The organism is Rhodococcus sp. IEGM 1241 (assembly GCF_033142365.1).
GTDB classification, from domain to species: Bacteria; Actinomycetota; Actinomycetes; order Mycobacteriales; family Mycobacteriaceae; genus Rhodococcus_F; species Rhodococcus_F erythropolis.
This window is the reverse complement of the sequence record NZ_JAWLSE010000004.1, coordinates 51,360-65,164: the sequence shown is the minus strand read 5'-3', so window position 1 is coordinate 65,164 and position 13,805 is coordinate 51,360. Positions and strand designations below refer to the sequence as shown.

Annotated in this window: 10 protein-coding genes and 1 riboswitch; of the genes, 4 read left to right on the top strand and 6 right to left on the bottom strand. The window is 63.9% G+C overall.

Translation table 11 applies throughout. The features are described from left to right. Positions 1–67: 67 nt before the first annotated feature. A riboswitch (M-box (ykoK) riboswitch) is annotated at positions 68–241 on the bottom strand. A 45-nt stretch (positions 242–286) separates the two neighbouring features. Next, positions 287–871, bottom strand: a complete 585-nt coding sequence (locus tag R4P70_RS18750; RefSeq protein ID WP_029254386.1) for a TetR/AcrR family transcriptional regulator — start codon at positions 869–871, stop codon at positions 287–289. A gap of 126 nt (positions 872–997) precedes the next feature. Here R4P70_RS18750 and R4P70_RS18745 point away from each other — a divergent pair, with 126 nt between their 5' ends. From R4P70_RS18745 to dszD, 3 genes are all read left to right on the top strand, one after another. Then, positions 998–2,101, top strand: a complete 1,104-nt coding sequence (locus R4P70_RS18745; RefSeq protein WP_003941129.1) for a membrane protein — start codon at positions 998–1,000, stop codon at positions 2,099–2,101. A 15-nt stretch (positions 2,102–2,116) separates the two neighbouring features. Further along, a complete protein-coding gene (locus R4P70_RS18740) occupies positions 2,117–2,590 on the top strand; it encodes a YbaK/EbsC family protein (protein WP_019746727.1) in 474 nt (157 codons plus the stop codon). A gap of 208 nt (positions 2,591–2,798) precedes the next feature. Next, positions 2,799–3,377, top strand: a complete 579-nt coding sequence (gene dszD / locus R4P70_RS18735; RefSeq protein WP_003941189.1) for an NADH:FMN oxidoreductase DszD — start codon at positions 2,799–2,801, stop codon at positions 3,375–3,377. A gap of 52 nt (positions 3,378–3,429) precedes the next feature. Here the strand turns inward: dszD and R4P70_RS18730 are convergent, their stop codons facing one another. Continuing rightward, positions 3,430–4,875, bottom strand: coding sequence for an NAD-dependent succinate-semialdehyde dehydrogenase (locus tag R4P70_RS18730; protein WP_317831091.1), 1,446 nt, complete (start codon positions 4,873–4,875; stop codon positions 3,430–3,432). A gap of 1 nt (position 4,876) precedes the next feature. Continuing rightward, on the bottom strand, positions 4,877–6,241 hold the full coding sequence (gene gabT, locus R4P70_RS18725; protein ID WP_007727077.1) for a 4-aminobutyrate--2-oxoglutarate transaminase: 1,365 nt from the start codon (positions 6,239–6,241) through the stop codon (positions 4,877–4,879). Between the two features lie 128 nt (positions 6,242–6,369). Between gabT and R4P70_RS18720 the strand changes: the two genes are divergently transcribed. Further along, positions 6,370–7,887: a PucR family transcriptional regulator gene (locus R4P70_RS18720; RefSeq protein WP_019746725.1), complete on the top strand. Its 1,518-nt coding sequence runs from the start codon at positions 6,370–6,372 to the stop codon at positions 7,885–7,887. Here R4P70_RS18720 and R4P70_RS18715 read toward each other — a convergent pair. From R4P70_RS18715 to R4P70_RS18705, 3 genes are all read right to left on the bottom strand, one after another. Next, positions 7,864–11,085, bottom strand: a complete 3,222-nt coding sequence (locus R4P70_RS18715) for an NAD-glutamate dehydrogenase domain-containing protein (protein ID WP_317831088.1) — start codon at positions 11,083–11,085, stop codon at positions 7,864–7,866. The two genes, R4P70_RS18720 and R4P70_RS18715, sit on opposite strands and share 24 nt — an antisense overlap. 127 nt (positions 11,086–11,212) lie before the next feature. Beyond that, complete coding sequence (locus tag R4P70_RS18710) at positions 11,213–12,901, bottom strand: NAD(P)/FAD-dependent oxidoreductase (RefSeq protein ID WP_317831086.1); 1,689 nt, start codon at positions 12,899–12,901, stop codon at positions 11,213–11,215. After that, positions 12,898–13,743, bottom strand: coding sequence for a carbon-nitrogen hydrolase family protein (locus R4P70_RS18705; protein ID WP_021342734.1), 846 nt, complete (start codon positions 13,741–13,743; stop codon positions 12,898–12,900). Before R4P70_RS18705 ends, R4P70_RS18710 begins: the two co-directional genes overlap by 4 nt. Between the last annotated feature and the right edge of the window lie 62 nt (positions 13,744–13,805).

Below are 13,805 nucleotides of genomic sequence, written 5' to 3'. Positions count from 1 at the left end.
ACACGCCAGGAGAACCGAATATCGACGTACTCTCGCCTTCGCCGGAAGAAACCGGCATCAAGCTGCGAAAACACCTCCACGTCCGAGTTTTGGCACTGCACGACGTGTCCCGATCAAGACCGGGAAGCCACTTTGGATCACCCCTTAAGCCGGGGAGATCTGTCCTAACCTTGGGCGTCTCTCGACGTCGTGAGATCAGTGGCCTGTGTTCGTGCAGAAGCCTCACCTAACGAGGTACTGCACCCAGAGGGTAGTTCTCAAATCTGTTGCCTGTCAACCGAGCAACTCAGACGGCGGGCAATCCTGCCCGTGCGACGGCGCCGGCGAAGAGTGCCGTCACGGCGGCACCCATCACGCTCTGATCAACTTCTTCCGGATCCACCGAGTGCTCGAGAACGAGCCCGGATATCAAGGCCATCAACGAGATTGCAGTGGTCCGCACATCGAAGGAATCGTCCACTCCCCATTCGCGGGCACGTTCACCGATCAACTCCACGAGTTGACTGCGCAAGTGGCGACGCTCACGTAAGTACGCCTGAGCGATCTGCGGATCACGTCCGGCGAGCACTCCGAATTCGAGGACGAGCAGTGACCACCCCGGGTCGTCGACCATCCACGTTGCAATGGCCTCGCCACCTTTGCCCGCCGCGTCGGCCGGGTTCATCCCGGCGATCTCGGCAAGCACACGGCCGGCCAGTTCGAGAGACCGTTGCGCGAACAGTTCGGCGAACAGATCCTGTTTCGACTCGAAGTTGGAGTAGACAGCCCCCTTGGTGAAGCCCGCTCGGCGAGCAACTTCAGTGAGACGTGCAGCACTGAATCCGCGCTCCGCAAACTCTTCCGCCGCAGCGTCGAGCAGTCTTTGCCGCACCACGTCACGTCCGGGGCGGGTTACCGGCGTCCAGTCCGGTTGACGAGATTCAGTCACGATACCTAGAGTATTCAATACCTCGGGTATTGACAAGCTCTTTACTTTCGACAAGATCAGGACTCTTTCGTGACCACTACGCATCCGGCACACGCCGCACCAGACAACAGCTCCACCCACGACGAACACCACCACGACAATCTGCTCGTGAAATACGGCGCACCCAAGGTGATGGCCGCGCTGTTCGTCGGCGTGCTCCTGCTGCAGATGGGCTTCATCCTCAGCTACGTCGCCGCCTTCCATCAGCCGACTCCGCGAGACATCGAAATCGCGGTCATCGCCGATCAGGGCACACCGGACGGCATGGATCAGCAGATCGCCGACAAACTCAATGCCATCGACGGCAGCCCGCTCGACGCTCAGGTGGTCGACAGCACGGCGACCGCTCGCCGCATGATCAACGACCGCGAGATCCAGGGCGCGTTTGTCATCAACCCGGCCGGACCGGACACCCTGATCACCGCGAGCGCGGGAGGCAGCTCCATCGCGACATCACTCGAAGCGGTGTTCACGAAGGTCGAGGCGACGCAGGACCGACAGTTCGTCGTCCGCGACGAGATCCCCGTCGGAGCACACGACAACCGCGGCCTCTCCGGCTTCTACCTCTCGGTCGGCTGGGTCGTCGGCGGCTATCTCCTTGCGGCAGCCATCGGACTGTTCATCGGTGCGCCGAAGACCCTCCGCCAGGCAAGCGCGCACACGGGCGTGATCGCGATCTACTCGATCATCTCGGGAGCCCTCGGCGCCCTCATCACCTCACACGTGCTCGGAACTTTCGCGGGCCACTGGTTCCCGCTGTGGATCCTGGGAACAGCCGTGGTGTTCGGCACCGCCATGTTCACACTCGGATTGCGCGCTGCCATCGGCGTTCTGGCAGTCCCGCTGGCTATCGCCGTCTTCGTGATTCTCGGCAATCCCAGTGCGGGAGGCGCATTCGGCTCCAACGTGATTCCCTCGTTCTATGCCGCCATCGGCCGATGGATCACACCTGGCGCCGGCACCGAAGGCGTGCGGAGCATCGTCTACTTCAACAACGTCGGCGTCGGCCAGCCTGCTCTGACGCTTTTCCTGTACGCGCTGATCGGTGCGGTCATGCTGTTCGGCTTCACGATCCGTCGTAACCGAAAGTCCACCGACACGACGCCGACTCCAGCTGTGGCGAACGCCGACTAGTCCTAGTCTGAACTCATGACGAGCCTCCTCCACCCCAACGCCTCGCACGTCGCCGAAACACTGATCTCACGGGGTCACCACGGCGTCATCGTCACGCAGCCCGAAGCCACGCACACCGCGGCCGAGGCAGCGGCGGCCGTCGGGGTGGAGGTAGGCGCGATCACCAAGTCGCTCGTGTTCCTTCTCGACGACGACCCGGTCCTACTGCTGGTCTCCGGCGCACATCAGGTCAATCTGAAAGCCACCGGCGAACGCCTCGAAGGCAAGCTCACGCGGGCGCCGCTGGAAATGGCGAAGTCGGCAACGGGCCAGCCGATCGGTGGGGTCGCTCCGCTCGGGCATCCCACCAACCTGCCCACCTACATCGATACCGCCCTCGAGCAGTACCCCGAATTGTGGGCTGCTGCCGGGCACCCGAACACGGTCTTTCGCACGACGTACTCCGAACTCCTTCGAATCACGGCCGGCCTCGCCGTCGACATGGACTGACGCACTTCAGCCAACCCGGTCCGAACCCACTCAGACGTGCGTCCACCTATAGTTGGACGCACCATGTGCACTGCAACCAGGACCCCGGCCGGTAACCACTGGCGTCGACGACACGTAGATCTGTGCCGCACCGACGCATGTCTGTGTATGCCGAGCGCAGTCACCTCGACCACACCGCACACCTCGAGTTCCAGCCGGAGAGTTCCCGTTGTCTGACAAGCCGAATGCCGTTTCCAGCCACACCACCCCCGACGTCCCCGAAGTAGCAGCGACGCCCGAGTTGTCCACCGGCATCTGCGCCGGTGACTACCGTGCAGCGCTTCGCCGCCACCCCGCCGGTGTCACCGTCGTGACCCTCGATTCGGGTACCGGCCCGGTGGGTTTCACCGCCACCTCGTTCTCGTCCGTCTCCCTCGAGCCGCCGCTCGTCTCGTTCAACATCGCGGAGACGTCGTCGAGCATCAATGCACTCAAGGCCGCCGAGTCTTTGGTTATCCACCTTCTCGGCGAACATCAGCAGCATCTGGCCCAGCGCTTTGCGCGTAGCGCCGATCAGCGTTTTGCAGACGAGTCGCTGTGGGCAGTGCTCGACACCGGGGAGCCGGTTCTGCACGGCACCCCCAGCTGGATGCGCGTCAAGGTCGACCAGTTGATCCCTGTCGGCGACCACACGCTGGTCATCGGACTCGTCACGCGGGTTCACGCCGAAGAGGACGACGAATCCGCTGCCGCACCGCTGCTCTACCACGAGGGCAAGTACTACCGCCCCACTCCGTTAGGTCAATAGACAACTGTGCGCCTTTATTAACCGCCCGCGGTTAATAAAGGCGCACAGCAAGTTAGAGCGCTACGTACTTGGTATCGAGATACTCGTCGATACCCTCGGTACCGCCTTCACGGCCGAAGCCCGATTCCTTCACGCCACCGAACGGCGCCGCAGCATCGGAGATCGCGCCGCGATTGACGCCGACCATGCCGGTGTCCAGCTTGGCCGAGACGCGCATCGCCCGGTCGATGTCGCGGGTGTAGAAGTACGCCACGAGGCCGTACTCGGTGTTGTTCGCAGCCGCGATCGCTTCGTCTTCGGTGTCGAAACCGACCACTGCCGCAACGGGTCCGAAGATCTCTTCCTTCAGCAGGCGCGCATCGGCGGGCACCTGATCCAGAACGGTCGGGGTGAAGAAGAAGCCGGCTCCTTCGGGCGCCGATCCACCGGTGCGAACGCGAGCGCCCTTGGACACGGCGTCGTCGACGAGTCCGGTGACGGTTGCGAGCTGCTTGGTGTTGATCAGCGGGCCGATGTTGGTGCCCTCGGCGTCACCGGCGCCCACCTTCAAGGCCGCAACCTTGGCGGTGAACTTGTCGGTGAACTCCTCGCGCACCGAGTTGGCGACGTAGATGCGGTTGGCCGCGGTGCAGGCCTCGCCGCCGTTACGCATCTTCGCGAGCATTGCGCCGTCGACAGCTGCGTCGATGTCGGCGTCGTCGAAGACGATGAACGGCGCATTGCCACCGAGTTCCATCGACGTGCGGAGCATCTTGTCAGCGGCATTGCGCACCAACAGCTTTCCGACGCCCGTGGAGCCGGTGAAGGTGACCTTGCGCAGACGCGCATCTTCCATCAGCGGTCCACTGATGGAGGCCGCGTCGGACGTCGGGAGGATCGAGAGCACACCGTCGGGCAGACCGGCATCGGCAAACACCTGACCGAGGAGCTGCATGGTCAGCGGCGTGTCCTCGGCGGGCTTGACGATGATGGTGCAACCGGCAGCCAGCGCCGGTCCGATCTTGCGTGTGCCCATGGCGAGCGGGAAGTTCCACGGGGTGATCGCAAGGACCGGTCCGACGGCTTCCTTGGTGACCAGGATGCGACCGTTGCCGGCCGGAGCCTGCGTGAAACGTCCGCCGATGCGTACTGCTTCCTCGCTGAACCAGCGCAGGAATTCGCCGCCGTAGTTGACCTCACCGCGGCTCTCTGCCAACGACTTACCCATTTCCAGGGTCATCATCAGCGCGAAGTCCTCGGCGCGGGCGTGCAGCAATTCGAAGGCGGTGCGCAGGATCTCGCCGCGTACACGTGCCGGCGTGGCCGCCCAGTCTTCCTGCGCCGCAGCGGCGAGGTCGAGCGCACGGATACCGTCGGCAGCGGTGGCGTCGGCTACCTGGGCGAGTTCCTCACCCGTTGCCGGGTTGTAGACCGCAAAGGTCTTCTCGGCCGGGACGAGCTTGCCGCCGAGCCAGAGACCCTTGGGTACCGAGTCGAGAAGATCCGAGACGTTGGACATGTCAGTTCCCCTGTGCTGCAGTGCGAATAGCGGTCTCGAGGACGGTCAACGCGTCGTCGAGCAGCTCTTCGGAGATGACCAGCGGCGGGAGCAGACGGATGACGTTGCCGTAGGTACCGCAGGTGAGGATCACGACGCCGGCAGCGAGGCATTCGGCGGCGATCTTCTTGGTGATATCGGCGTCCGGCTCCTGCCCACCGGGCTTGACCAGCTCGATGGCGAGCATGGCGCCGCGACCGCGAACGTCACCGATGACGTCGAGTTCCTTTGCCAGTGCGTTCATTCGGCCGACGACGGTCGACTCGATGGTGCGTGCGCGGCCACAGAGGTCGAGCTCGCGCATCTGGTCGATGGACGCCAATGCAGCGGCGCAGGCGACGGGGTTACCGCCGTAGGTGCCACCGAGGCCGCCGGGGTGGACGGCGTCGATGAGCTCGGCGCGGCCCGTGACAGCGGCGAGCGGCATGCCGCCTGCGATGCCCTTGGCGAGAGTGACCAGGTCGGGGACGATGCCCTCGTGATCGCTGGCGAACCAGGCGCCGGTACGAGCGAAGCCTGCCTGAACCTCGTCGGCGATGAAGACGACGCCGTTCTCCTTGGCCCACGCGACGAGCGTCGGGAGGAATCCTTCTGCGGGAACGATGAATCCGCCCTCGCCCTGAATGGGCTCGATGAGGATGGCGGCCGTGTTGGCAGCACCGACCTGCTTCTCGATCATCGTGATGGCGCGCTGTGCGGCCTGCTCACCCGTGATCTTGGAGCCGTCGACGTTGAGGCCCTCGCGGTACGGGTAGGACATCGGGACGCGGTAGACCTCGGGGGCGAACGGACCGAAGCCGCTCTTGTACGGCATGGACTTCGATGTCAGTGCCATCGTGAGGTTGGTGCGGCCGTGGTACGCGTGGTCGAAGACGACGACTGCGTCGCGACCGGTTGCGTGACGGGCGATCTTGACGGCGTTCTCGACGGCTTCTGCGCCGGAGTTGAACAGCACGGAACGCTTCTCGTGGTCACCGGGGGTGAGCTCGGCGAGACGCTCGGCGACCTCGACGTAGCCCTCGTACGGAGCGACCATGAAACAGGTGTGGGTGAAGTGCGCGACCTGATCCTGAACTGCGGACACGACGGCCGGGTTGGAAGCACCGACGCTGGTCACCGCGATACCGGCACCGAGGTCGATCAGCGAGTTGCCGTCGACGTCGACGATGACTCCGCCGTCTGCGTCGGCGACGTAGACCGGGAGGGTGGATGCGACGCCGGCGCCGACGACCTTCTTACGGCGTTCGGCGAGCGCAGCCGAGCGCGGGCCCGGGAACTCCGTGACGATGCGACGCTCCTGCGGAAGCCGGTATTCGATTGCACTCATGTGACCACCCTCTCGGTTGTGTATTGCATTCGAGTATGCGACGCGCGAAGCATCGCAAGCACTGCCGAAATGGATACCCGAAGCTTCAGGGCTACTCCATATCGGCAACGACAGCTAGCCTTGATCAGGTGACGGTTCCGATCTCGTGGCTCTTGCGCCAGAAACACCTCTCGCTGGCTCTGCTCACCGACCGAGCAGCTGCCACCCACCCCGTCACGTTTGCACAGGCCACAGAGCTGACGGACCCCACCCCGTGGCTTTCCGGCGGCGAATTGGTGCTCACCACCGGGCTGGCACTGGTGGGCGCGGACGCCACCGACTACAGCGAGTACATCGACCGTCTGGCCGCCGCAGAAGTATCGGCTCTGGGTTTCGGGACCGGCCTTTCCCACGAGAGTGTGCCCGCAGACCTGATTGCCGCCGCCCGCAGTCGCGGGCTCCCCCTGCTGGAAGTGCCGTTCACGACCCCGTTCGCGGCGGTCACGCGCGCGGTGATGACCCGTCTGAGCCAGCAAGAATACGAATCGGTACTCCGCGCGGCAGAAGTACAGACACGCATCACCCGCGTTGCGCTGCGCGGTGGCGTGTCGGCGATCGTGCGTGAACTGGCCACGGCCACAAAAACTTCGGTGGCGTTTGTCGGTGATCGGATCACCGCGGTGCATCCGGCAAACCAGAAGTCGTTGATCACCGAGGTTCGCGCGGTCGCGGCCACCACCCGCGATCCCAACGCTCCGGCGTCGATCTCGCAGAGCACACCCGAACGGACGCTGACACTGTCCCCCGTCGGCGTCACCGACAGTTGGCACGGCTACCTCGCCATGGCGGGCGCCGGGCCCCTGAGCAATATCGACAGAGTGTTGCTCGGGCATGCGGTCTCGCTGCTCACTCTCGAACTCGAGAAACCGGTTCGACTACGGGCCGAGCGAACTCGACTCAACGCCATGGCTTTCGGGCTCTTACTCGACGGCCGAATCCCTGAGGACGGTGTGCCGTCGTACTTGGACGAAGCGAGCGATACGCACGGCAATGTCCGTGTCGTCCACGTTCGCGGATCCGGACTCGGCCCTGTTCTTCGCGAACTCGACAACGCTCTCGCGCGAGCAGGCCGGCCGTTGTTCGCGCAATCCGAGGACGGTTCGCTGACCGTCCTCCTTCGCGGAACCGACACAATCGACACCGCCAAAACACTACTGGCGCAGCTCTCCCCCACCGAGGCGAAGACGGTGCGGGCCGGAATCAGCACCCCTCACCGTCTTCTGGACGCACCGCGCGCACTCGTCCAGGCCCGCGCCGCGGCCAATCTCACGACGGCCACTGCCCGCATTCTCGAGTTCGACGCTCTGAGTGGTTCGACGATTCTGGCATCCGAGCCTGCCCGTGAGGCACTGATCGCAATGGCTGCGGACACCATCCCGGTGCTGACGGAACACGACCAGGCACACGGGACCGCGCTGGTCGCGTCTTTGCGCGCCTATCTCGAGGCAAACGGCCAATGGGAATCGGCCGCAGCCGAACTCGGTGTTCATCGGCACACCCTCCGAGGTCGCATCGCACGCATCGAGGAACTGCTGCAATGCGACCTCGGACAGGCCAGGGTCAGAGCCGAACTGCTGCTATCGCTACTCGCCTGGGAGGGTCGCTGAACGCTCCGCGGCGTGCACCGAAGCGAAACCGGACGCACCGCGAACGAGTAGTTCGAGTTCGGCGTCGACCGTGCAGAGACGGGCGGTGTCCAGCGCTCCACTGCGGCTCACGCTCGACATCAAAGCCGTGAACCGGCGCACCGCTTGCGGATTGGCGGCGGTCCACAACTCGACGACCTCCGGAATACCTTCTCCGAGCGCTCCGGACACGAGGTCCGCGAAACGCGCCGTCAACCTGGCGTGGACGGCAGCGCTGCCCATGACCTCCCAATGCGAGGCACCGACGGCAACGTCGACGCCCCCGAGAACGTCGCCCAGATCGAGGGTGTCGGAGAGTTCCCGGTAGATCGCAGCCGCGGCCTGAACCGTCGTATTCTCCTGCAACGCAATGTCAGCCAGGGCGAGCGCCCCGAAAGACGCCTCGATGCGGTCGCTGGCCGACAGCCCTTCGGTGAGAGCCCGCACCGGCGCTGCCCATCGATCGATGTCGGCTCGCGGGTTCACGGTGAACCGGCCGGCTGCTCCCGGACGACGCAACACCCAGCTCATCTCGGATTCCAACAACTGTTGCAAGCGATCGAGAGCCTGCAACTGCTCGGTGGCGCGAAGCTCCGAGTTCAAGATCTCGCGCCGAAGTTCCTCGGTGCCGAGCACTTCGCTGACCACTGCGTAGGCCAGAGCCGCTTCCGGACTGTGGACTCCGAGGTGTTCCTCCAGCCGGAACAGCACGCCGGGTCCGACGCGGTTGACCAGTTCGTCGACCACCGAGGTGATGATGATGTCGCGGCCCAACCGATGTGCGCGGACCGCGTCCGGTGCTGCCTCGACGACGGAGAGCGGGAAGTACTGCGGGAGACGATCGGCGAAGATCTGATTGTCCGGGACGGTCGACGCCCCCAATTCCGCCGTCAGCACGTTCTTCGACTGCGCCACCAGCACAGCAAGTTCCGGACGGAGTAGGCCCTGCCCGGCTCGCGCCCTGACCGCCAGCGCCTTGGCGTCCGGCAATGATTCTTCGAGGCGCTTCATCGCGCCCGCCGAGACCAGGTTCTCGATCAACCGTTCGTGCTGATCGAGTAGGGCGGGAGCGCGGTGCTCGGCCAGGCTGATCGCGAGGGTCTGATCTTCGCTGGCCTCGAGTACCGATGCGGCTACCTCGTCCTGGGCCGCCGCAAGTAGTTCATTGCGCGAGGTCGCGTCCAACTCTGCGAGTGCGATCTTGATGTTGACCTCACGGTCCGAGGTAGCCACGCCTGCCGCGTTGTCGATGAAGTCGGCGTTGATTCGTCCTCCGCCAGCGGCATATTCGATGCGGGCACGCTGGGTGAAACCCAGGTTGCCGCCCTCACCCACCACGGTTGCACGCAACTCGTCAGCGCTGACGCGAACTGCGTCGTTGGACGGATCGGCCGCGTCGACGTTGCTTTCGGTCGACGCCTTCACGTAGGTACCGACGCCGCCATTCCACAACAGGTCCACCGGAGCGCACAGGATCGCTCGGATCAGTTCCTGCGGAGTCAGCTTCTCCTCGGCGATACCGAGCACCTGACGCGCCTCGAGCGGAAGGCGGATCGACTTAGCGCTACGCGGCCAGACCCCACCGCCAGGCGACATCACGGTGCGGTCGAAGTCGTCCCAGGACGAGCGCGGCACGGTGAAGAGGCGAGCGCGTTCGGCAAACGTCGTCTCGGTGTCGGGGTTCGGGTCGATGAAGATGTGGCGGTGATCGAATGCCGCGACCAGACGGATCTTGTGCGAGAGCAACATTCCGTTACCGAACACATCGCCGGACATGTCACCGATGCCCGCGACGGTGAACGGATCGGTGTCGACATCGAGGTCGCGCTCGGCGAAGTGGCGTCGAACCGCTACCCAGGCGCCGCGAGCGGTGATGCCCATCGCCTTGTGGTCGTAGCCGGCCGAACCGCCGGAAGCAAAAGCGTCGCCGAGCCAGAAACCACGTTCGACGGCGATGCCGTTCGCGACGTCGGAGAACCGTGCGGTCCCCTTGTCCGCCGCCACGACGAGGTAGGAGTCTTCACCGTCGTACTCGACTACTTCTGCCGGGTGCACCGCTGCGCCGTCGACGATGTTGTCCACCACGTCCAGCAAGCCGCGGATGAAGGTGCTGTACGACTCCTGCACCTGCGCCGGGGTCGGTGACGACGTGCCCCGAACCACGAACGCACCCTTGGCTCCCGAGGGAACGATCGGCGAATTCTTCACGCTCTGGGTCTTCATCAGACTCAGAGCCTCGGTGCGGAAGTCCTCGTATCGATCCGACCAACGCAGGCCACCACGGGCGACGGAGGAGCTACGCAGATGCACGCCTTCGACATTGGGTGCGCTGACGTAGATCTCGCGGAAAGGAACTGTCTTCTGCGGGGTGGAGAGCAACTGCGAGTCGATCTTGAACGACGCGTACGGCAGCGGTTCGCCGGCCTCACCGCGCAGGTACCAGTTGGTGCGCAGAGTCGCCTGCAAGAATGAACGCACACCGCGCAAGACGCGATCCTCGTCGAGAGTGTCTGCACCGTCGACTGATTCGTCGATGGCCGCCGCCGCGGTGGCCACGGCCGTCTCACGCGAACCTGCTACTGCGGGATCGAAACGCGCGGTGAAGAGTTCGATTGCCTGCCGTACGAAGAGCGGCTTCGCTGCCAACACTCCGACGATGTAGCTCTCGGACAACCCGATACGAGCCTGAGCGAGGAAACGGCACGCAGCGCGCAGCAACTCTGCGTCGCGCCACGTGATGTCTGCTCGTCCGATCAGACTGGAGAATGCGTCCATCCGGGTCTGTCCGGCGATGACGGCTTCGAAGGCGTCCGCCATCTTCTCGAGCGCACTGCCGTCGAAGGTGCTCGGCTCGAAGGTGAAGTAGTGTGCCGAACCCAGAACGGTCGGAAGCGGGCGGTGCGTCGAAACTCGGAGTCCGAGGGACTCGAAGTTCTCGCACAGATCGGAGAGGGAGGGTTCTCCGGACGGCCACAGCACCACACAGGTCAGATCGTCACTGTTCAGGGCACCGCTGTTCAAGTCGTCGCTGTTCAAGTCGTCGCCCTGACGGAAGACGAGTCGCTGGCCCGCTGCTGCCAATTCGGCGACCAGTTCGAGCACCGGGTCACCGGATCGATCACCGCCCGCGGGTCTCGATTCTGCAGCTGCGGTCTTGGTCGCCGATGATGTGCTCGCCATTGAACACCCTCCTGGAAATTATTGGATCCGAACACTTTCCAGTGTTGCGTGGATCACCGGAAAGAGGTCGTGCCCGATAGGAGTACCAACCCCCATCGGGCACGACATTTCGGCAGTTGCGGTGAGCTCAGTCGCCCAACCTGATCGGAGCGAGCTCCTCGAACACGTCGCCGGGTCCGGGATTCTCGGTAGGCGCAGCGCCGCCGAGATGGTTGACGACGCCCCATACCGCGTTGATCGCGGTCTGGATCGCGCCCTCGGCCCAGCCGGCAGTCCACGACACGTCGTCTCCGGCGAGGAAGATTCCCCGATGACGCGGTTCGAGATCATTCTGCACGAAGTGAGAGAACAGGCGCTCCTGGTACCGGTAGTGCCCCGGAAGGTTCGCCTTGAACGCACCCATGAAGTCGCGCTCGGTTTCCCACGACAGCGTCACCGGGCTCGAGATGATGTGGCTGCGGAAGTCCACGCCTGGGTAGATCTCTTCGAGCGAACGCAGCATTATGTTCATGCGCTCGGTGGCATCGAGCGCCAGCAGCTTCAGCGAATCGTCCGACCAGGTGTACGACAAGCAGATCAGGCCTGGCTTGCCCTCGCCTTGATCGAGCAGGTAGGTGCCGCGACTCATACGGTCGGTCAGTGTCATCGACACCGAATCACGGCCGGTCACGGGATCCTTGTCCTTCCAGAACGGGCGGTCGACGAGAACGAACACCTTGGTCGAACCCATGTAGTGAGTTCGCTCGATCGCAGTCCAGTGGTCGATCGGGAACAGATCGTCGTCACACCTGATGTTGTTCAGCAGCATCCAACTCTGCACTGTCACAACGGCACTCGCATATGTGCGAATGAAACCTTCGGAGTCCGTGACCGTGATGTTGCCGGGCTCGGTACGCCGGAGTTCGGTGACGCGGGGACGCGTCTCGCCGTCGTTGAGCGAAGCGACCGTCGTACCGGCAGGCCAATGCGCCATGTGCTCCGGGGCGCGGTTCCACAACCACATCGGCAGCTGCTGCGATCCACCGACGATGCCGCGGTGGTCGTCGTCGGCGGCCGTGATGACCACACGAAGGATTTCGAGGATCGAGTTGGGGTAGTCGGTATCCCAACCACCCGTACCGAATCCGACCTGCCCGAACACTTCCCGCATATGGAAGGACTTGAAGTGCTTCGACGCGGCGAGGAATCCGTAGAACGTCTGGTCGTCGTAGCGCACCACGAGGTCGTTCCAGATCCGCTTGATCTCTGCGGTGTCGCGGTCACGAATGGCCTGCTGCAACGGAATCAGATCGGCATGCTCTTCGAGAGTGCGCTGCCAGGCCTGCGCCACCTCGGTGTAGATCGGAGGCAGATCCTCGAGAGTGTGCGCGTAGTGGCTCTCACCCTTGAGATCGATGACCGTGCTCGGCGTGACCTCGGCAAGGGGATTCGGGAACTCCTCGGTCTGCAGACCCAGTTCGTTCAGGTAGTGGAACAACGTCGTCGACGACGGTGGGAAACGCATTGCGCCCATCTCGGCGACAACCCCGGGGTGCCCGTCGAACTCGACCGACCGCATCCGGCCACCGATCTGATCAGCTTCGTAGACAATCGGTTTGAGACCGACCTTGAGCAACTCGTAGGCCGCGATCATGCCGGAGAGTCCACCACCGATCACGGCAACTTCTGTACCCAGTGCCAGATCGGGCACCGAGCCGAGTCCCGCCGGACTGGAAACGTAGTCGTCGTACGGGAACGGAAAATCCGGTCCGAACATCGTGAGGGGCGGCTGCTTGCCGGGTTCCGAGGAACTGTCCGGAGCTACTGGGATGGTCATCTACGGTTCTCCTTGGAGACAGTCGTGACAGAAAGGTCTGGATACAGATCGAGGCGTCGATCGTCGAGATGCGTGTTGAGGGTGCGCGATTGCGAGACGGTGGCGGCGGCGATATCCGCGAAGAGTAATTCCTGGCCGCCCCCGGCCCGCGCCAACTCGGCACCGTCGGGTGCGATGGCGCACGAGAGACCGCAGTAGGTCAGCTCGGTTTCGGCGCCGCAGCGGTTGACGTAGGTGACAAACATCTGACTCTCGTATGCGCGGGCCGGAACCACTTGCTGCGCAATGTGTTCGTACGGAGTCATCAACCCCGTCGGCACGATGAGCCATTCGGTACCGGCGTCGGCATGGGCCCGAACCGCTTCGGGAAATTCCACGTCGTAGCAGATCAACAATCCGCAGCGGATGCCCTCGAAGTCGAACCCGACCACCAGGGTCTCACCTGGCCGGAAATGTTCGCGGTCGAGCGTGCCGAACAGGTGTGTCTTGCGGTAGTGCGCAAGCGAAGTGCCATCGCGGTCCACCACCTGCACGCTGTTGTAGACGTCTCCCCCGTCGAGTTCGGGGTAGCCGTAGACGACGGCGATGCCTGCACTTCGAGCAATCTCGGCGACGGAATCGAAGATAGGGCCGTCGGCCGGTTCCGCGCGCAGCGACACCAGTTCGCCGATGTCGTAGCCGGTTGCGGACATCTCCGGCGTCAGCAGGATCTTCGCACCGGATGCCGCAGCCTCGCGGGCAGCGGTGTCGATTGCAGCGAGGTTGAACTCCACCGACGCAAAGGTGTCCGGGGTGGTGAGCGGACCTTGGAACAGGCCAACTCGAACTGAATCGACATGCATGGTGCGCTCCTTCAGGAGTTCCGTGACGCCAATTTTCGACGGTGCGTGTGACGGGGACAACT